General features: G+C 51.1%; 16 protein-coding genes and 1 pseudogene. 1 reads left to right on the forward strand and 16 read right to left on the reverse strand.

The annotated features are described in order from the left end of the window. Nucleotides 1–4: 4 nt before the first annotated feature. From HQ48_RS04470 to ychF, 15 genes are all read right to left on the reverse strand, one after another. A complete protein-coding gene (locus HQ48_RS04470) occupies nt 5–493 on the reverse strand; it encodes a TlpA disulfide reductase family protein (RefSeq protein ID WP_044231851.1) in 489 nt (162 codons plus the stop codon). An 832-nt stretch (nt 494–1,325) separates the two neighbouring features. Next, entirely contained in the window at nt 1,326–3,929 is a 2,604-nt protein-coding gene (locus HQ48_RS04475) for a leucine-rich repeat domain-containing protein (protein WP_044231852.1), read from the reverse strand. A gap of 177 nt (nt 3,930–4,106) precedes the next feature. Further along, the gene (locus tag HQ48_RS04480) at nt 4,107–4,727 is read right to left on the reverse strand and encodes a YigZ family protein (protein ID WP_044231853.1); all 621 of its coding nucleotides are present in this window, start codon (nt 4,725–4,727) and stop codon (nt 4,107–4,109) included. Between the two features lie 13 nt (nt 4,728–4,740). After that, nucleotides 4,741–5,319, reverse strand: a complete 579-nt coding sequence (locus tag HQ48_RS04485) for an acyltransferase (protein WP_044231854.1) — start codon at nt 5,317–5,319, stop codon at nt 4,741–4,743. A gap of 34 nt (nt 5,320–5,353) precedes the next feature. After that, complete coding sequence (gene porQ, locus HQ48_RS04490; RefSeq protein WP_052408961.1) at nt 5,354–6,373, reverse strand: type IX secretion system protein PorQ; 1,020 nt, start codon at nt 6,371–6,373, stop codon at nt 5,354–5,356. Nucleotides 6,374–6,376: 3 nt separating this feature from the next. Further along, nucleotides 6,377–6,796 (reverse strand): 2-amino-4-hydroxy-6-hydroxymethyldihydropteridine diphosphokinase, encoded by a 420-nt coding sequence (locus tag HQ48_RS04495; protein ID WP_044231856.1) that lies wholly within the window; start codon nt 6,794–6,796, stop codon nt 6,377–6,379. Next, nucleotides 6,793–7,863, reverse strand: a complete 1,071-nt coding sequence (locus tag HQ48_RS04500; protein WP_081964693.1) for a bifunctional 3-deoxy-7-phosphoheptulonate synthase/chorismate mutase type II — start codon at nt 7,861–7,863, stop codon at nt 6,793–6,795. The genes HQ48_RS04495 and HQ48_RS04500 overlap by 4 nt, the downstream gene beginning before the upstream one ends. Continuing rightward, entirely contained in the window at nt 7,860–9,089 is a 1,230-nt protein-coding gene (locus HQ48_RS04505; protein WP_044231857.1) for a glycosyltransferase, read from the reverse strand. Before HQ48_RS04505 ends, HQ48_RS04500 begins: the two co-directional genes overlap by 4 nt. Nucleotides 9,090–9,095: 6 nt before the next feature. Continuing rightward, nucleotides 9,096–10,553, reverse strand: coding sequence for a polysaccharide deacetylase family protein (locus HQ48_RS04510; RefSeq protein ID WP_235300193.1), 1,458 nt, complete (start codon nt 10,551–10,553; stop codon nt 9,096–9,098). 19 nt (nt 10,554–10,572) lie between these two features. Further along, nucleotides 10,573–11,901, reverse strand: coding sequence for a DUF5723 family protein (locus HQ48_RS04515; protein WP_044231859.1), 1,329 nt, complete (start codon nt 11,899–11,901; stop codon nt 10,573–10,575). Nucleotides 11,902–11,937: 36 nt separating this feature from the next. Continuing rightward, nucleotides 11,938–13,203, reverse strand: a complete 1,266-nt coding sequence (locus HQ48_RS04520) for a DUF5723 family protein (RefSeq protein WP_044231860.1) — start codon at nt 13,201–13,203, stop codon at nt 11,938–11,940. A gap of 118 nt (nt 13,204–13,321) precedes the next feature. After that, nucleotides 13,322–14,482 carry a GTPase ObgE gene (gene obgE / locus HQ48_RS04525; protein ID WP_044231861.1) on the reverse strand — a complete coding sequence of 387 codons (1,161 nt, stop codon included), beginning with the start codon at nt 14,480–14,482 and terminating at the stop codon, nt 13,322–13,324. A 16-nt stretch (nt 14,483–14,498) separates the two neighbouring features. Further along, the gene (locus tag HQ48_RS04530; protein ID WP_044186350.1) at nt 14,499–15,071 is read right to left on the reverse strand and encodes an adenylate kinase; all 573 of its coding nucleotides are present in this window, start codon (nt 15,069–15,071) and stop codon (nt 14,499–14,501) included. A 24-nt stretch (nt 15,072–15,095) separates the two neighbouring features. Beyond that, on the reverse strand, nt 15,096–15,635 hold the full coding sequence (locus HQ48_RS04535; RefSeq protein ID WP_044186349.1) for a phosphoribosyltransferase: 540 nt from the start codon (nt 15,633–15,635) through the stop codon (nt 15,096–15,098). 201 nt (nt 15,636–15,836) lie between these two features. Further along, nucleotides 15,837–16,940 (reverse strand): redox-regulated ATPase YchF, encoded by a 1,104-nt coding sequence (ychF, locus tag HQ48_RS04540; protein WP_044231863.1) that lies wholly within the window; start codon nt 16,938–16,940, stop codon nt 15,837–15,839. Between the two features lie 311 nt (nt 16,941–17,251). On the opposite strand from ychF, the pseudogene HQ48_RS04545 reads away from it, so the two are divergent. Next, nucleotides 17,252–17,718, forward strand: a pseudogene (locus tag HQ48_RS04545) (IS982 family transposase); the annotation flags it as partial. Nucleotides 17,719–17,767: 49 nt separating this feature from the next. On the opposite strand, the gene HQ48_RS04550 reads toward HQ48_RS04545, so the two are convergent. After that, nucleotides 17,768–18,925 (reverse strand): T9SS type A sorting domain-containing protein, encoded by a 1,158-nt coding sequence (locus tag HQ48_RS04550; RefSeq protein ID WP_160225918.1) that lies wholly within the window; start codon nt 18,923–18,925, stop codon nt 17,768–17,770. Between the last annotated feature and the right edge of the window lie 99 nt (nt 18,926–19,024).

The raw sequence follows: 19,024 nt of genomic DNA on the forward strand, positions 1-19,024 counted from the left end.
CAGCCTACTTTTTGATGAGTTTGCGTACCTCTGCAATGATCTCCTGTTCTCCACCCTCATTGTAGCCCGTGTGGCGGTAAACGATCTTACCTGCACCGTCGAAAATCACGACAGTAGGTACCATCGTCACATTCATCGCACGCATCAAGTCGCTATTGGGGTCGAGCAGTACCAGCCATTCCCAACCATTGCTACGAGCTAGAGGCTTCACCTTACGGCTATTGGCCCCCTCGTCGATAGAAACGGCAATCAGCTCTACACCTGTTTCTTCTTTCCAGTCGGCATAGACCTCATGGATAGCACTAAGTTCTCGTAGACAAGGCTTGCACCAAGTAGCAAAGAAGCTCATAACGACAGGCTTGCCTTGGCCGACAACAGCAGTAGTCTGATGCGTACGCCCATCAATATCCTTGAGCTTAAAGTCTGGGATCTGAGCCGAGGCTATGAGGCTAATACCAAAAGCCAAGCCCAGCGTGTAGAGTAGCTTTCTCATAAGTGTAACTGATTTAATCATTAGAGTATCTTACTTTATTTCTTATTCAACTTTGACTTGCAACAAACAGCACGAGGATAAAAGTAACACAAATCTATCAAATTAGCAGAACCTCACCACAAATGTTGGCACAAGTATGCCGCAAGGCGCCCCGATCCGACAGCAATCTTCCAGCAACAGAAGATACCAAAATGCAACTTATTCGTTAATATTTGCAAACAAACAAGGGTACATACAACCCCAATCATGGACTCGTTGAGGCAAAGCGACAGACCCTCTGGGCAAAATCGGTGGGAAGATTTATTGGGATTGATGGACTAGCCCGTCAAGAAGTGTCCTACAATCCAGCAAGATTGATGGGAAGAAATACCACAACATAAGCTACAGATGGATCAAGCACTTCAGAACACGAACATACAAATCTAGAAATCAAACAATTACGAACAGGCCGTTTAAGAGGGGTATTTCCGCTCATGTAGGCCTAAGCCCCCAAGCGGAGGCGCGCACCGTATAGCACCTTCTAGAGGGCAAATACGAGGTCTGCTATTTCTTGACCTGTCAGCTGAGCATTTACCCACCAACATTCTGAAATTTGAGCTGAAATATAAATCTTGGGGCTTTGGCTCAGACCAACATCAACAGACCCAAGCAGCACTATTACCCCCTATACAGGAAAAAGGGCTATACTAATGAGCTCCTCCCGAGAGGCGACGACGCAGCACGTAGCGTCGCTACATCTTAATCACTCACTTGTCGATTAAACGACCAAAGGGGCTGTGGCAAATTTGATTTTACCACAGCCCCTTCGACTTATAACAGTGTTGGAATAGCCCTAATGGCGGATCTCTATACGGAATATTTCGACCGAGCCATCGGGGAGCCACAGACGCAATAGATAGCTACCCTCTGGCAGATGGCTAACACTCCACGCCGTCTGCTCACCCACGAGGCGAGCAACCTCTACCCCATCGAAGCGATAGAGAGCACCACGAGTATAGGCTCCTCTAATCTCCAATCGATCGGTAGCCACGGTTGGGAAGGCTCTCAGCCTCTGCTGCACAACCTCCTGCAAGCCTAGAGGCAGCGGCTCCTCGCCATCTTGCATAACCCAATGCTTCGCCCTAGCCTTAGAGGCCAGCTCGGGGGTAATTTGATTCTGATCTTGCTCATCGGGGAATTCCTGCTTATTGTAGTAGATTACAACCCCAGACTCATCGGCCGAACGCATAGGTAGAGAAGCAATGAAAGCATCTGCCGCCGCTAGTGAGAGCTTATTGAACGAGACATCAATTCCCTCCAGAGAGGCACAACCCTCTACCGAGAGCGCAGAGAGCTGATTGAAACTCAAAGCCAAAGAACCAAGCATAGGCAAAGCCGTAGCCTTAATCTCTGTAAGTTTGTTATCGCCAGCGCTAACGACCTCTAGCTTCTTACAAGGCGTGAGGTCTAGCTTGTCGATTTGGTTCGTCCAGCAGTAGAGTTCCTTAAGCTCGGCAAGCCCGTTTAGATCAAGCGACTTGATTTCATTGGCCGAGGCGTTGATCTCCACAAGAGCGGGATTAGCTTTGAGGTCAAGCGCCGTGAGCTTATTGCCCTTACAATAGAGCTTCTCGAGCTTAGGGCAAGGCGTGAGGTCTAGCTCCTTGATCTTATTACTCTCGCAGGATAGAGCTGTGAGCTTAGTCAGCCCCTTGAGGTTAAGACTCTCGATGCCATTGGCTTTGCAGTAGAGCTGGCTCAGCTCGGGGTTGTGGGAGAAATCGGCCTGCTTGACCTTATTTTTATCGTAGGTTAGGTTCGTCAAGAGAGGCAAGCCAGAGAAGTCGATCGAGGTTAGACTATTGAATGAGAGATTGAGCTCTCGTAGCTTGGGTAGCTTGCCTAGGGTAACGGCCTCTAGCTCGTTCTCCATGGCATAGAGGTAGACTAGGTCTTCGCAGGCCGATGCGTCTAGGCTCTCTAGACCTGTGCGGGAGCAGTCGAGAACTTGTAGCGATTTGGCCTTGCTCAGATCCAGACTTTTTAGGCTGATATCCGAGCAAGCTAGCAACCTTAGCTCTCCGTCTAGCTCTACCACGGGATGCTCCTCTGTCGATCTTAGGGTCAGAGGAGTCGCCTGCTGCAGGTCTGTACTCACCTCGTACTCTCGCTGCTCGGCTCCTACTTTGATCATCGCCTTACCACTGCGAGAGACAAGGCGCAGGCTGATTGGTGCTCCAGCCTTGACGCCCGTAGAGAGGACAACGTGCGAGGTCTTCTTCTCGAGAGTAAAAGCATAGGAAACGAGCTTATTATTGTACTTCTTATCCTTGGTGATGTACCGCCCGATGCCGGGGTAGCCGCTATTCCACATACGGAAGTAGACCTTACGCTTGCCGTCGATGAGGATAGACTCGTCGAAAGTAAAGACACCATCCTTATGCTTAATCTTATCCTCGGGGATAGGAATGTATTCCGTTTTCTCTCCCTTCTCGACACCCATTACCCACTCGAAGTTGGTCAGCGAGATACCTGCTTGTATCCCCTTAGCCTTGTAGAGGTGCGCCAGATTGACCGTGAGGCCTTGGATATACTGGCGGTTGAGTAGATAGTTGCGCTGATTGCTGTAGATAAATTGCTCTAGGGGCACTTCCTCGGGTCTATTGGGGAGTTGATCGAAACCTAGCTCATTGTTTTGCCCGTAGAATCGCTCGAGGGTTAAATCTTTGATGCCTAGGATCGCACGCAGCTTCTTGCGCTTCTTATCCCCCTTATCTAGACCAGCAGCCACACCTAGGACACGCAGCTCCTTGTTGTTGCGCAGGTCGAGTGTATCGGGCAGTGCATGGTTGCCGATAGCGAGCTGAGTGAGCTTGGGAGCAGCCTCTACATTGATACTCTTGAGGAAGGTTTTCTCCACCAGCGTAGGCGAGATAGCTACCGAGGTCAATGTATTGGTCTTGGGCAATACCACATGCTCCAGCCCCGTGTAGGTCATGCTGAGCGACTTGAGGCGTGGGGCTCTAGAGAGATCGAGCGAGGAATGTTCCTCTAGGGACGTATGGTCGCCAAAAAGATGCTCCAGCCGTGGAGCTATCACCTCAACTATTCCGTTGATCTGCTTGGTGGCCTTGGTCATACGTAGGGTCAGCAGCTCGGAAGCATCGAGAACGATCTGGCGCTCCTCGGTGCTAGGCTTCTTGAAGGTATAGGCAATCGTCATACCACTGTCGCCATCGGGCTTGTAGGCAATGGGGCTATTGTCTTCTCCTTCTCCAAAGAAAACCTTGGCGGCCTGAGTACCATCGGTAAGGCGTACGATGAACTTGATCTGCTTGGTATCAGGCGCAACGCTCAGCGTCACACGATGCTCGGGTTGGCCTTGGGCGAGGGCCGAGAGGCCCAATAGGACTGTAAGCACAAAGGTGCCACAGATCTTGAGTAACTTTCTGTTCATAGTGTAGTCATTAATGAAATATTTACGAAACCAATAAGCCAAAGGTAAAAACAAAAAGTGACCAAATCTCAAGATTTAGTCACTTTTTGCACTTTCGACTCCCAACAAATCATGCAGATCACTCGGGCATCGGGGAGGTATTATGAAATAAAAAAACAGCCTTGTTCTAGGCTCTATCTATGCTGTATCGTCTTGATCTAACCACTGAACCTGTACCCCATAGAGCCGGCCTAGACGATCGAATAGTGCTGGCGCATCGTCTGCCCTAAGGCTTAGCTCTAGACGGCAGCTCTCTCGGAAGTCTTGCAGCAGCACCTTCGCTCCACTCTCCTTGACGGCTCTCATCACCTCGCCCATCAGTTCGTAGCCGAAGCTAGCACTTAGAGGGCGCTCAATGATGCAGGTACGCCGTGTCGCCTCAGCTAGAGCGGCTACAGTCGCCTCACGATAGGCCTCAATCAGCCCACTAGTCCCGAGCTTAATACCCCCGAAGTAGCGTACCACGAGGGCAAGGATGTTGGTCAAGTCGGCAGAGATCAACTGACCGAGAATAGGCTTGCCAGCGGTACCCGAGGGTTCTCCGTCGTCGTTGGAGCGATAGCGTGCGCCATCGGGTCCCAAACGATATGCCCAGCAGACGTGCCGAGCATCATAGTACTTAGCCCTCACACGAGCCACTTCGGCCAAAGCCTCTTCTTCGCTCTCGATAGGTATCACGTAGGCGATAAACTTGCTGCGCATCTGGCTGTACAGGCCCTCAGCCTCAGCCTCTATGGTGTAGTAGGTATCTTGCGACATTGTCATAGGTAGCTTAGTCTTCTCTCATGGGCATCAGCCTAGAGGTCTGTGGGTCTAGGCGGTAGCGCTCGCCACTCTCGGGGCAAGTGCCTTCTTTGGTTACAGGATCTAGCTCAAGGCGATGCCCAAGGCGGCTCACCCAGCCATGCTGTCGAGCGGGCGAACCATAGACTAGGGCATAGTCTGCCACATCTCTAGTTACGACGGCTCCCGCACCAACCATAGCATAGGCCCCAATGGTCACACCACAGACGATCGTCGCATTCGCCCCGATGCTCGCTCCCTGCTGCACGAGAGTTGATTTGTATTCGTGCTTTCGACTAATGAAGGCACGGGGATTGATCACATTGGTGAAGACACAGCTTGGACCGAGAAACACATCGTCCTGACAGACAACCCCCGTGTAGAGCGATACATTGTTCTGCACACGGCAACCTCGCCCGAGCCGAGAACCCGGCATCATCACGACATTCTGCCCGAGGCTACAACCCGAGCCAATCTCCGTCTGTGGCATAATGTGGCAGAAGTGCCAAATGATCGCATCGTCGGCGACCACAGCTCCCTGCTCTACGACGGCACTTGGATGTATCATAGACCTAATCAGTAAAAAGAAATGGGTGGATAAGTTAGAGGCGATCGACCAAACCGAAGTCGGTACTGAAAGTCGCCATGAAGCCCCAGAAGGAGCTATCGTAAGCTACTGCAGACACAGCGACACGATAGCCTGCCCGATTGATCCCAACGCCAGCCGAGAGCCCAGAGAGCTTAGCGCCTCTCAGCTCACGATAGTCTTGGGCAATGCGAGGATTATAGCCCAGAGCAAGCCAAAAATGATTGCTAGGAATGTATTCGACACCTAGGGCAAGGTGCCGCAGGATACGACCAGTACGCCCTAGCGTAGGGGTAAACTCGCCCGTATGCTTGGGGCGCAGGCTGTATGCCGTCAGATGGACCTGAAAGGGCGCGTGGGCAAACTTCTGTGAGTAGCCCACACGAATATCCCAAGGCATCGCCTCTTGAGAGCCAAGACCAAGGGGACGAAACTGCGTACCGACATTGACAAGCGATATACCCACAGAGCGTTCTTTGTTTTCGCTGAAGTAATTCAGGCCAAGATCAGTCCCAAGCCCCCAAGCGGTATATTCGAGGATCGAGCTATAAGTCCCCTTGAGCGAGATGCCAGCTCTGAGGTGCTCGGTCAGCTCGTAGCTGTAGGAGGTTTGGAGCATCACATCACGGGGGCGGAATGTGCCCAAGTAAGCCCCTTGCAGGCTGCGCTCCTCTTGGCTACCATAGTCGATAAACCGAGCTCCAACCCCCCAAGCTCCACGCTCCCCGAGTGCCCGGCCGTAGAAAGCTGTACCTAGGTTCGCATTCCCTAGATAGTTCATATAGGAGAGGGAGAGCTGTCCGTTCTGTTCGAGGCCGAATAACGCAGGGCTCTCTAGTGCTAACGCCACATCGTTGGCCACAATAGTCGTTGTCACTCCGCCCAATGCCATCGTCTTGGTGGTCGCAGGGAGCGAGATATAGTGTAGCGTTGCGCCACGGCTCTGCCCCATAAGCTCCAAGGGCAGGAGGACGCAGAGGGCTAGAATTGGCAGCAAGTAGCTCCTGTACACGCCTTGTCTAAGTTGATTCTTCATTGTTCAATGTTCGTCAGTGATCTCTACGCCCAGAGCAGCTAGACCGCTCTGTACGTATGGACGCGTCAGATCTCGAGGCTTACAGACCTCTCCGTCCCAGACAATCAAATCAAGATCCATCGGAACGAGCTCTGGGTGAGTCTGCCTACTCTGTGGGGTTCGCCCGCAGTCAGTTTCGAGCTGTTTGAGGATCGTGTAGACCTCGTTTTGGCTCAGTGTAGTCTTGGCCAAGAGGACGATGTTGGTAAAGTCTGCCGAGGCATAGGGAAAATCTATCGGCGCTGTCTGTACTGGCTGGGTAGCCTTACAAACAGAGAAGTGCTCGCCTAGGGCACGCTCTACGTATGCAACGTGTCGCGGCGCATCCGTATTGCTCCCAATGGTAAGCACCATCCAATGTATCCCATTCGCCCGTAGTGTCATCGCTTCTGTTGCTGTAGATGAATAGAAGTTTCGTGAATCAGGCTGAAGAGATCGTGTACTAGAACCTCATCAAGGCCTAGCTCCTGTCCTAGGGTTGCTCTCTGAGCCATCAGCTCTCGGTAGCGACTAGGCTGGAGAATACAGAGATTATTTTTGTCCTTGTAGGCTCCAATTTCTTTGACGAGGCTCATACGTTTGGCCAAGAGATCAAGCAGAGCATTGTCTAGACGATCTATCTCCGCTCGCCAGACACGTAGCCCCTCGGCCCCCGCTTCGTCGGCCTCTGGCATAGAGATCTCGCCTAGAATCTCCCTAAGTCGCTCGGGCGTTACCTGCTGGGCAACATCGCTGAGTGCCAAATCTGGGGCACAATGCGTCTCGATGATCAGCCCGTCGTAGTGTAGCTCTATCGCTTCTCGAGAGAGAGGCTCAATCAGATCTCTGCGTCCGCCTATGTGGCTAGGGTCGGCCAGTAGGGTCAGCTCGGGGTGACGACGCTTGAGCTCTATGGGGATTTGCCACAGAGGCGTATTGCGATACTTGGCCTCACCATAGGTACTGAACCCACGATGTATCGCACCGACGTTGTCAACGCCAGCACCTTTGAGGCGAAGCAATGCGCCCTCCCAGAGCTCAATATCGGGGTTGATTGGATTCTTTACCAGCACTGTAACCTCTCGGCCACTGAGAGCCTCCGCCAGCTCCGTAATAGCGAACGGGCTAGACGTCGTGCGTGCACCAATCCAAAAAGTATCGAAGCCGGCACGCTGCATCAAGTCTATGTGGCGAGGTGTAGCAACCTCTGTGGCGACCTGAAGCCCCAACTCGTCACGCACACGCTCGAGCCATGGGATACCTGCTTCGCTAACACCTTCGAATCCGCCGGGGCGAGTACGAGGTTTCCATAGACTAGCCCTAAAAACCGTTACGCCCTGCCCTGCCAATGCTCGAGCCGTCTGCAATACTTGTTCTTCGCTCTCGGCACTACATGGGCCAGCAATAAGGCTATAGGGATAGTTGGAGGGTTTAGCCCATCTAAGTGGGCGGAATATATTCGTTTCGTTCATTCTGTGATCTGATCTAGTAGCCCAGCAAACTGCTGAGCCTCACGCCTGCGGCTAAACTGCTGTATGTACTGGTCGTCAGCATGACGTGCTGCAGTGAAGCCCATCTGCACCCACTCAGTGTAGTGCTGTAGGACGAAGTTAATGATTTCTCCTCTCTCTCCCGAGGCTAAGCCACAGCCAGAGCGCACAAGGATCTGCGCTGCCTCGCCCGAGCTATCGGGGAGAAGCAATGTCGGCTTCTGCATCGCCAAGGCCTCGAAGAGCTTAGTTGAAACCATTCCGTTGGGGCCATCGGACCCATTCTCAGCATTGCCGAGTAAAAGAATGATACTGGCTTCAGCCAATAGACTAGGCACCTGCCGTGAGGGAACCATAGCATGAATATGACAACGAGGATCGGCGACGAAAAGAGGTAGTGAGCGAAGCAACTCGGCCGAGTAGTCGTCGGTGTAGAAGTCTACTGACAAGGGGATTGATCGTAGCTCTTCGGAGGCCAATGCTTCGAGCAATAGCGACGGATCCCTCATAGCAAGGCTAAGCAATCGCCCCGTAAAAACAATCCGAAAAGTCGTCTGAGGCGGATAGCTCGGAGCAAAGAGTTTGTGGTCGTAACCATTATATATAATAGAAACCGACGAATGCACTTGGCTAAGAAGGCTACGATGCCACTGAGAAACTGTAATTACACCCTTAGCCGATGCAAACGCTCGGTTACGCAGCTCAATAAATCGCTTAGCTAGTAAGCGCTCCAGCCAACGTAGGCGAAGGGAGCCCAAGCGGATAGGTCTAGGCAAAAAATCGCCATCGCTATACTGCTCCACCAAATCTCTGCAATCGGCTAGCCAAGACACCCCCCAGAGCCGAGCCAGCGTCTGCGCTGTGCGGAGCGGGAACTTGCGATAGGCCATACAAAGAATGGCATCGGGGCGAGCGAGTCCGTGCTCCTGCATGTAAGCTGCGATAGTACGGGCAAAGCTCCGCTCCTTGTACTCAGCCACGACCTCCAAGGCAAAAGCCAACGAACGCTCCCAACCTCGCTCAGGGCGTAAACACACTCGATAGACAGGGCAAGGAATTGGGAAGTCGGCAAAAAGCTGATGGGTACCAACCTGCTCTGTGAAAACCACCGGTTGCCAACCGAAGGAGCGCAAGTACTGCGTCAGATAAGCCACACGGGGAGCGAAGGCAGGGGGGTAGAGATCGCAAAGAATTAGGACTCTCTTCATGCCAAACTAAAGATGTATTTCGGTACCACCACACGAACTAAGATGCTTGGCCAGCTCTACAGCCTCGGGATCTCTGCACTGCAGATCTTCATGCTCTATATCCTCGATGACACCTAATAGATATCTATATAGGGAAGTCTGCCACGAATGTACCGTAGGGCTAAACTGCTCATTGTGCCAAAGCAGATTGAGCTCGCCGTTGTAGTGAGCCACTTGTCTAATCAATCCCTCGGCGTAGCTCTCGGCCTCTTGTAGGCTGAGCCCCATATAGTCCTGCCTTGAGAGGGTTACGTCCATCATCGTCAAGGGGTGTAGCACAAGCTCTGTGAGGCTACGTGTATTGGGATTAATAAACTTAACTGGGCGACACGTCCCTAAACGAAACCCTGCCACGTCGGCATAACCCATCGTGTAGTCGTGCCTAATGCCAGCACTATAGAGGAGCAACATGTCTTCCGGTTCACGCAACGCCAAGAAGTGATGCCTAGACTTATGGATCGTCATACCTAGTTGCTTCTGCAGATACTGCCTCTGCTCAGCGATGAGCTGAGGCATCAGCCCAGAGGCATAGCTACAGTGCAAGCCTAACCGAGCCCCAGCTCGCCTCATCTGTGCAAGCAGGGTACGCATATAGGGTCGGCGCAACCGATAGTTCGGTTTGTCGAGCTTATGGTCGGCAGGGGTCTTGAGGAAGAAAATCATATCCGTCATACCCTCGGGCGTCCTGCGAATAAGCTGCTTATTCCATGCGATGAACTTACTGAAGGTATTGAACTCATCGTTTTTAGGGTGCCCAAAGCACAGTCCGAAAGCGGTGAAGGGATTACGCCCATCTTTGAGCACAGCCCTCAAGTAGCTCCACACTCCTCGATAGAGGTAGGGCTGATCAACATCGTGCGTAAGGTTGATCTTACTGAAGAAGGACGGACGAGCGCAAAGCGATAGTCCTCGGCTAGAGAGCATATCGTGCTCTAGCAGTATCGCCCTGAGAACCTCTCCGTATTCGTCTACAATAGGACGATGGATAAAGCCTGCTCGGTAAGGAAGAGAGGACTTGCCGGGGAAACGCCCATGTTGATCCCGCTCTCCTCGGCGATACATCTCTTCATATCGGCTAGTGAGATAGTAGGTAGAGGCTAAGACATCGGCATATACTACAAGCGTCTTGCCCTCGTTGATCCACTCCTCTCGGGCCTCTCCAAAGAGCAGAGGGATACCCCTCCAGTCCTGTAAGGGTAAGATAGGCTGAGCTTGCTCTGTGCCATAGACCCCGAAGTCGAAAAAATCCGAGGGATAGATGACTAGCTTGTAGCGAGTCATCTCCCTAGGATTGCGAGTATAGCCAATCAGGTTGGCACGTGCCAACTGTCTATCCGTGATGCAACCAGCTCGGACTGTCTGAGCATCGACCTCGACGCCCACAAGAAACTCTATCAGATATGTCTTTAGCTGTTCGCTCAGCATGATTATTTAGTTACAACGATCAGATACGCACATGTACTCCGATATAGCTTCGTACACTGTGCTTGCTATTTCCAAGCCCGTCGAGCCCAAATGCGACCTGCAGATATTTCCCAAACACTACCCCTGCCCCGAATTCGCCTCTAGCAAATGGGACAGAAGAATAAGTCACCGTGATCCCTAACCATTTGGTTGGCTGTAAGACGAGTCCCAATGCACCCTCCCAGTTTGCCTTACTACGATAGAGAGATGCTCCGGCAAGTGCTTTGAACTGTAGCCAATGCATAGGCTTGTAGGTCGAGGTGAGGTAGAAATGAGCAGAGAGCCATGTGCGCAATGATGAGATATGCCGTTTGAGGATAAGATCATTGTCTAGCAAGTCATCTATCTGCTTCAAGCGGAGAAGTGCCTTGTCTACGTGAGAGTCGTTAGGCTTTGACTCTCCCCAACGAGAGTTATTGACGAAGTGGTAGGGCGACTCCTTGGGCCAATTAGCCTCCACCTCTACGGCTCTATCCCAAACGAGGAATCCGAGATCATTGAGAGCAAGGCCAAAACTAAGATCACGGGTTAGCTCGTACTCCACACCGAGGTCAATCCCCCAACCTGTAGAGCGTCCTCCGGGCATTCCCTCCATGCGATAATATCTGTCTGCAGCTTCTCCTTGTTTGGGATCACCGGGAACAAACCCTCCCGTTGCTCCAGTACGCACGGCGGTGTAGCGTAGAGAGGCTTCGGAGAGTCCTCCCTTGACATCGAAGCCAAGGGTCAGGTATTCGGGCTTACTATCTCGATAGTCGAAGCCATGAAGCAGCTTGAATCTAGCCCCGACCTTGAGCCGTCGGCTCGACAATAGTCTATCGGTAGAGAACCCCATAGCATGTTCTTGGTAGCCAAGGAAATATTCCCCCAATCCTCCAGTCTGTATGTGCTTACCTGCAAGCTGAGTAGGATTGGTCTGTATCAAGGTTCTGATCGCAGGATCTGCCGTATATTCTCCAATCCAGTTGAACGAGAGCTGGTACGAGAAGAAACCCCACTTGGTGTTCACTCCTAGATCCAAGCCTATCTTACCAGACTTCACATCGGGGCGATCTAGCACCAAAGAGTTTGAACGACCCCAAAAAGGAGAAAGCTCTGGGCTGAGTATACCACCCTGAGAGCGGACGTCTATACTCGAACCCAAACCTACCAGTACCGTACCTCGATCGGGGATGTGCGAGGCATTGAGATCTAGGGCTGCAAAGTCGTTGAGGGAGCCAAGCATTGTGAAGGAATTGCTCTGGGCATAGGCCGAGAGGCTGGGAAGCAACGCCAGCACAACAAACCAAATAGACCACTTCGTTTTCATAGAGCTATTGTTTTTAGGCATCATTAAGATGATGCATCAGAAGTTCAATTGCATCCCTAGCTGTATATACCGATCGCCCAAACGGCCCGATGAAAATCCCTTGGCAATAGACACAGAGAGAAGCAACTGCTCAAGACCGCCTGTGAGCCCAAGGCCAATATTAGCACGTGAGTGATGATGCGAAAAAAAGGCGAGGTTGCACCCAAAGTAGTGGCTAGGTTGCCATGTAGCCGCTAGTGCAGCCTCCCAAGCGTAATGCTTGTAGTCGTACTCAGATGCTCCAACCAAGCCCGAGAGCTTGAATGCCTTAATAGGACGATACTCCAGAGCGACATGACCACGAGGAGCCAACCATGTATTAGTACCGCCCGAATAGGCGTCTTGGGTCTGTACATTCTTACCCACCACCTCGTCTACCTGATAGAGAATATCGGAGATGTTCTTGGGTCCCTCTGGCATATCCTTCGTCTTGGGCTTCTGGGCAAGTTGCTTATCATTGGCCTCTACTTTGGGGTCGGCACCTGTCCGACCTCGCAAGGCACGCTCCCAATGAATTCCACCAAGATCCGTGATAGTCCCCGATAGCGTGAGCTGATTGCTAAGGTCATACTCAAAGCCTAGCTCGGCAGCTAGCCCATAAGCCAGCCCTACCGAGGTTTGCTGACCATAATACTCGGCGATACTTACCTTGCGGTACTCTCGCTCGCCGTAATAAATAAACCCAGCTCTAAGGAACTCATAGTCGATATTGGCATCAACTACGTCGCCCTTGGGGGAGGCCTTGAGGTTGAAGCGCCCCATATCCCGCTCGAAGTGCCGTAGCCCCATCATCACACGCAGCCTAAGACCCAGTCTAAGGCGACGATACTCAAGAAGCTCGTCGAATGACCAACCCGCCGAGGCATAGAGATAGTCCGTCTGTCGTAGCCGTACGCCCTCGCTCACGAGGGAGCGTCCCACAAGACACCCTATCGGCAAACGGGCAAAATCTCTCAAAGGCGCATCTAGATGCGCATAACCCAAAGAGCTGTACCCACCAAGAATAGTCAAAAATCCCCAACGTGTAGGCCTACCAAAGGACAGTGCTACGCCTCTACGCTCGTAGTCCGGGAGATCTAGCAGACCACTATGCCCCCAAGTAAGGCGACCAACAGAAGAGAGGGGTTTATCCTTCATACGCACGTCCTGACCTAGATTTACCCCGAGGATTATCCGCCTCTGCTTGGGGAAATAGGCTGGGTTGTGCTCTAGTCTGGCAATATCGCTCAGCGGTGTGATCGTCAGGTCGCTACTCTGTGCCATACTCGTGCCAGCACATATACAAGTCAATAGAGCAGTCAGACCTATAAGCCTGAACCTAGTCACCCCAGCGACCATAGTACCCCACACGACCAACCTCATAAACTCCGCTCTGCCTCTACTATGGTTCTTCGTCCCAGTCAATCTCAATATCCGTGTCCTCCCCCCAGTCTTCCTCGTCATACTCTTCGTCTTCCTCAATCTCTGGGGCATCGTCCCAGTCATCGTCCCACTCTAGGCTCTTGATGTCCATAGCCTTGTGGACTATGCTCTCTACTTGGTGTTTGGTTTCTCGGTTGAGCTCTTTCCAGAGTAGGTCCTTGAGTTCAACGAGCCCCATGTGTGCCACCGCAGAAATGAAAATCACAGGTAGCCCCTCAGGGAGCTCGGCACGTAGTAGCTCTTGCAGCTCTTGATCGATGAGGTCACACTTGGTAATGGCGAGTACCTTACGTTTGTCGGCAAGCTCGGCATTGTATTTGGTAAGTTCGCTCAGCAGAAGCTGATACTCCTGAGCGATATGCTCCGTATCGGCAGGAATCATAAATAGCAGTAGAGCATTGCGCTCGATATGGCGCAGGAAGCGGAGTCCCAAACCCTTGCCTTCGGACGCCCCCTCGATAATCCCCGGTATATCCGCCATCACGAAAGAGCGATTGTCGCGATACTGCACCATGCCCAGATTGGGCTCAAGAGTAGTAAAGGGATAGTTGGCAATCTTGGGCTTGGCTGCCGTCAGCACAGAGAGCAACGTAGACTTACCAGCATTAGGTAGCCCCACAAGCCCTACATCGGCGAGCATCTTGAGCTGGAGGATAACGGTACGCTCCTGAGCAGGCTCGCCCGGCTGTGCATAGCGAGGGGCTTGGTTCGTAGCGGTCTTGAAGTGGGTATTACCCTTACCTCCACGCCCACCCTTGAGGAGCATCTCCACCTGACCGTCCCTGTTGAGGTCCATAATGAACTCGCCCGTCTCGGCATCGTAGACTACCGTCCCTACGGGCACCTCGATGGTGCGGTCCTCGCCGTCGGCACCAGTGGATCGTTTACCACTACCACCCTGCCCTGCCGTAGCCATGATGTGTCGCTCGTAGCGCAAGTGCAGGAGCGTCCAGTAGTTACCATTGGCACGGATGTAGACGTGTCCGCCACGTCCTCCGTCGCCACCGTCTGGGCCACCCTTGGGGATATATTTCTCTCGTCGGAAATGCGAAGATCCTCTGCCGCCCTTACCCGAGCGGCAGTAGATCTTGACATAATCGACAAAATTTGATTCTGCCATTGTTTTGGTTTGATGTTTACTTGAGGCTATCTACCACAGCCGAGATACGTGCTGTGATATCGGAGATAGCGCCCATACCCTCTAGGGCATAGTGAACTCCCTTCTTGGCGTAATACTCAGCCAGAGGGGCAGTCTGGGCATGATAGACCGATAGACGCTTCTGTATCGTTTCTAGATTGTCATCACTACGGCCACTCTCCTGCCCACGCTTAAGCAGACGCTGCACCAATTCGTCTTCGTCTACCTGTAGGTCTAGCACGGCATGCACAGCAGTCTGGTACTTAGCCAGCAGACCGTCGAGAGCCTCTGCCTGTGGCACTGTACGAGGAAAGCCGTCGAGGATAAGGCCTATCTTGGGCTTACGCTCCTCAAGCACGCGCTCGATTAGACCGATGATGAGCTCGTCTGGTACTAACTGACCAGCATCTATATAGCCCTTGGCCGCCTGACCTAGCTCGGTCTGCGCCTTGATAGCCGCACGCAGCAGATCCCCAGTAGACACATGGTCAAATCCATACTTCTCGATGAGCACTTCGCTCTGAGTGCCTTTGCCAGAGCCGGGAGCTCCAAAGATGATAAGATTTAGCATACTTAATGTATTATATTTTACAGTTTAGTCCTTGAGTTGATAGATATCCTTGTACATACGGCCATAATCGTCGTAGTCTAAGCCGTGCCCTACGATGAACTTAGGGTCAATCTCCATGGCTACATACTGGGCATGTACATCACACTTGAGCGCAGCAGGCTTGCTGAGCATCGACGCAATATGCACCTCTTGAGCACCTTGGGTAAGGTAGAGGTCGCGCACGCACTGCATCGTATAGCCTGTGTCAATCAGGTCCTCCACAATGACGACGATACGCCCCTTAATGCGCTCAGGTGCTACAGGCATAATCTCTTTGAGCTTCATGGTGCTCTGCGTACCCTCATAGCTCGAGTAGCGTGCGAAGGCTACTTCAAAGTCTTCGTCGATGGCATACATCAGCTCGGAGGCAAACATAAACGCCCCGTTCATAACGCAGACAAACAGCGGGTTCTTGCCCTTAAAGTCCTCTTTGAGCCTATGCCCTAGAGCCACAACCGCTTTATTGATTTCCTCGGCCGTGATATAGAGCTCAAACTGCCGACCATGCAATGTAACTTCCTTCATTTGGATATGATGCAACATTTGTGATTAAAACACAAAGGTACATCTATTCCGCCAAACGTCAGATATATGCACTGCCCAGCTTTGAAATGTATTGAATCGTTTATCCAAGGGATATAATCATTGCGATAATAAATGGGGCTGTAGCAAGTTTGATTTTGCTACAGCCCCTCTTTTGTTCGTTATTGAATTCGATAGAACCGCCTAGACGTTGAAGCGGAAGTGCATGATGTCGCCGTCCTGCACCACGTATTCCTTGCCCTCGACAGCCATTTTACCAGCTTCCTTGACTGCTGTTTCGCCGCCATAGTGAATGAAGTCGTCGAACTTGATAACCTCAGCACGAATGAAGCCCTTCTCAAAGTCGGTATGAATGACGCCTGCACACTGAGGAGCCTTGCTCCCCTTGGTGTACGTCCAAGCACGGACCTCCTGCACCCCAGCGGTGAAGTAGGTCTGCAAGCCGAGCAAACTATAAGCAGCCTTGATAAGACGTGCCACACCACTCTCCTCTAGGCCAATCTCGCCGAGGAACATCTGACGCTCCTCGTAGGTCTCTAGCTCGGCAATCTCGCTCTCGATTTTAGCCGCTACAACCAAGATATCGGCAGACTCACCCTTGATCGCCTCACGCACGGCTTCCACATACTTATTGCCCGACACGGCACTCGCCTCATCAACGTTGCACACATAGAGCACAGGCTTGCTCGTGAGCAAATACAACTCCTTGGCGATCTTCTGCTCGTCTTTGGTGTCGAAAGTTACCGTACGGGCATTGAGCCCCTGCTCGAGGGCAGCCTTGTAGCGGAGGAGCACCTCATAGGTCTGCTTGGCCACCTTGTCGCCACCTGTCTGCGCCTGCTTGGCTACTTTCTGTATGCGTGCCTCTACCGTTTCCAGATCCTTGAGCTGTAGCTCCGTATCAATGATCCCCTTATCACGCACGGGGTCTACCGAGCCATCTACGTGGGTGATGTTGTCGTCATCGAAGCAGCGCAATACATGCAGTATCGCATCAGTCTCGCGGATATTGGCGAGGAACTTATTCCCTAGCCCCTCGCCCTTGCTAGCTCCTTTGACTAGACCCGCAATATCTACAATCTCCACTGTGGTAGGGACGATGCGCTGGGGATTGATGATTTCGGCTAATTTATTGAGACGCTCATCGGGCACAGTGATTACCCCTACGTTGGGCTCGATTGTACAGAAGGGGAAGTTAGCAGACTGCGCCTTAGCGTTTGATAGGCAGTTGAAAAGCGTAGATTTACCCACATTGGGTAGACCTACGATGCCGCATTGTAATGCCATTTTTCTATTTCTATTATCTAATTATTTCTACGACAAAGATAAACACAGAACCCTATTCGCCCCAAATAGCCACTGGCCGAGCCCTCGAGGGCAATGACTCAATGGGAGCATATATGGGGCATCAATCCGATTTAACGTGAGTTCGGTATAAGAAATGGAGTAAGGATTCAGTAGTTTTTCTTGATTCTCAGTGGTTTATCTACTGTAAGAATGGGAGATATTTAGTATCTTTAAGTTGTAAGTCAAACAGATAACCAAATACTCCCATCCTATGGATAAGGCAAAGTTAGTAGAAATATATTGTGTAGTTGACTACGCTGGGCTGGTTTTATGGGTTTAAGCTACATCTCGTGATTAATGACAGAGGGGAAATCATCACTTTTAGAATCACCCATGGAGCTACAGATGATAGAGAACCTTTGAAGAGTGATGCCTTTACAAACAAGCTCTTTGGTAAACTCGTGGCTGACAGAGGATACATCTCACAGGATCTATTTGAACGACTGTTTGTTGATGATATTCATATGATTACCAAGCGCAAACGCAATATGAAGAACCCCTTGATGCATCTGCATGACAAGGTTCTTCTGCGTAAACGTGCCTTGATTGAATCGGGTAACGACCAACTCAAGAACATTGCCCAATCGAACATACCAGACATCGTACCATACACAACTTTTGCTCCAATCTACTTGCAGGACTCATTGCTTACCAATCCTTGGAGAAGAAGCCTTCACTAGACTTAGAGCACGTAGTCAATAATCTAAAAAGAGCTTAGGCTTACGCCGAACTCACGTAAGACTACTTGTGGATAAAAATAATCAAGCTCATTTGAGCGTAATTCGTTTTGCCCTCGGTCCTACTAGGAGGATGTATATGCCTCGCTCGAGTTTACTAAGATCGAGGGAATCGTCTTCCCCTTGCAGGATCTGTTGTCGCACCAATTTGCCATCTAGTGTGTAGAGTCTTAGTGGCTCTCCATGGTGTGCGCCTACTATATTGACATAGGTGTAAGCTGGGTTGGGGTATAAGTGCAGATCATCTCTTGAGAGCCTAGGCTGGGATATTCCCTCCGGATGGATATAGACAACGCCTTTATTACTCACTTTCCCGTCTTCCCCAATACCTCCGTTATAGTCTCTGACAGAGAATCCTTTTTCGGTAGCCAGATCAACGATTTCTTGGCTTACTTCGTTTCCCTCATTGAGGTTCTTTTTGTCGATACAGACGAATGGTGTGTTTGGCGTTACATCCCTCAGGGAGCTTACTAACCTTTTTAGGGAAGAGTCTTTTAGTCGGTTGCTGTGTAGCGATAGGAACACAAACGAAGTTCGATCGCTTACCCGTATGTCTGTCAACTTATTGATTGAGCAATCTAATGTTCTACACTCAGGGGAATGACTCAGGTCTATTTCGCCAAGGTCATTGCCTCTACAGTATAGTCTGGTAAGATTATCGCAGGATCGAAGGTCAAGACTTCGAATATTATTGTTTTCACAGTTTAGTCTCTCTAAGTTGGAACCAGAGAGCTCGAGGCGTTCTAGAGCATTACCCGAACAATCTACCTCGGATAGCTTAGGCTTGTTACTTAAATCTATTTCTCTGAGTTTGTTATTTTGGCATGTTAGCATCTGCAGATTGGGGCTTTTGCTAAGATCGAGCTCCTCCAATTGGTTGTTTTCGCAGTATAGTGAGCCTAGCGTAACATTAGAGAGGTCAAGTCGCTTGAGTTGATTGTTGGAGCAGTCGATATAGCCGAAACGAGTATGCTTGCCGAGGTCTATCTCGGTGAGCCCACAGCGAGGAACCATCAAGAGCCCAATATCACCAAAGAGCTTAAGTGTAGGGCTGGTTACCTTATAGAACATTTTGAGAAAAAAGGCTTCCCTCTTCTCAATAAGTGTTGCTCCTTCTAGTCGAAATGTTTTGGAATCATCAGCAAACTCCATAACAATAGTATCCCCGATGGCCTTGTTTGTCTTCATCGTGATGACTACATCTTCGTCAACTTGAGCCCCTAGTGGTAGAGAGAGCAATAGTAGTAGACCTACAAGTAAGCTGCTGTTTATGTTCCTTATATGGGT

It is taken from the genome of Porphyromonas sp. COT-290 OH3588 (assembly GCF_000769075.1).
In the GTDB taxonomy this organism is placed as follows: domain Bacteria; phylum Bacteroidota; class Bacteroidia; order Bacteroidales; family Porphyromonadaceae; genus Porphyromonas.

Excerpts from the sequence above, each read along its gene's own strand:
- HQ48_RS04520 (WP_044231860.1), bottom strand. The coding sequence starts at position 13,203 with ATGGCACAGAGTAGCGACCTGACGATCACACCGCTGAGCGATATTGCC.
- porQ (WP_052408961.1), bottom strand. The coding sequence starts at position 6,373 with ATGAAGAATCAACTTAGACAAGGCGTGTACAGGAGCTACTTGCTGCCA.
- HQ48_RS04515 (WP_044231859.1), bottom strand. The coding sequence starts at position 11,901 with ATGAAAACGAAGTGGTCTATTTGGTTTGTTGTGCTGGCGTTGCTTCCC.
- HQ48_RS04505 (WP_044231857.1), bottom strand. The coding sequence starts at position 9,089 with ATGAAGAGAGTCCTAATTCTTTGCGATCTCTACCCCCCTGCCTTCGCT.
- HQ48_RS04530 (WP_044186350.1), bottom strand. The coding sequence starts at position 15,071 with ATGCTAAATCTTATCATCTTTGGAGCTCCCGGCTCTGGCAAAGGCACT.
- HQ48_RS04485 (WP_044231854.1), bottom strand. The coding sequence starts at position 5,319 with ATGATACATCCAAGTGCCGTCGTAGAGCAGGGAGCTGTGGTCGCCGAC.
- HQ48_RS04495 (WP_044231856.1), bottom strand. The coding sequence starts at position 6,796 with ATGACACTACGGGCGAATGGGATACATTGGATGGTGCTTACCATTGGG.
- HQ48_RS04535 (WP_044186349.1), bottom strand. The coding sequence starts at position 15,635 with ATGAAGGAAGTTACATTGCATGGTCGGCAGTTTGAGCTCTATATCACG.
- HQ48_RS04510 (WP_235300193.1), bottom strand. The coding sequence starts at position 10,553 with ATGCTGAGCGAACAGCTAAAGACATATCTGATAGAGTTTCTTGTGGGC.
- HQ48_RS04475 (WP_044231852.1), bottom strand. The coding sequence starts at position 3,929 with ATGAACAGAAAGTTACTCAAGATCTGTGGCACCTTTGTGCTTACAGTC.
- HQ48_RS04470 (WP_044231851.1), bottom strand. The coding sequence starts at position 493 with ATGAGAAAGCTACTCTACACGCTGGGCTTGGCTTTTGGTATTAGCCTC.
- HQ48_RS04480 (WP_044231853.1), bottom strand. The coding sequence starts at position 4,727 with ATGTCGCAAGATACCTACTACACCATAGAGGCTGAGGCTGAGGGCCTG.
- HQ48_RS04550 (WP_160225918.1), bottom strand. The coding sequence starts at position 18,925 with ATGAAGACAAACAAGGCCATCGGGGATACTATTGTTATGGAGTTTGCT.
- ychF (WP_044231863.1), bottom strand. The coding sequence starts at position 16,940 with ATGGCATTACAATGCGGCATCGTAGGTCTACCCAATGTGGGTAAATCT.
- HQ48_RS04500 (WP_081964693.1), bottom strand. The coding sequence starts at position 7,863 with ATGAACGAAACGAATATATTCCGCCCACTTAGATGGGCTAAACCCTCC.
- obgE (WP_044231861.1), bottom strand. The coding sequence starts at position 14,482 with ATGGCAGAATCAAATTTTGTCGATTATGTCAAGATCTACTGCCGCTCG.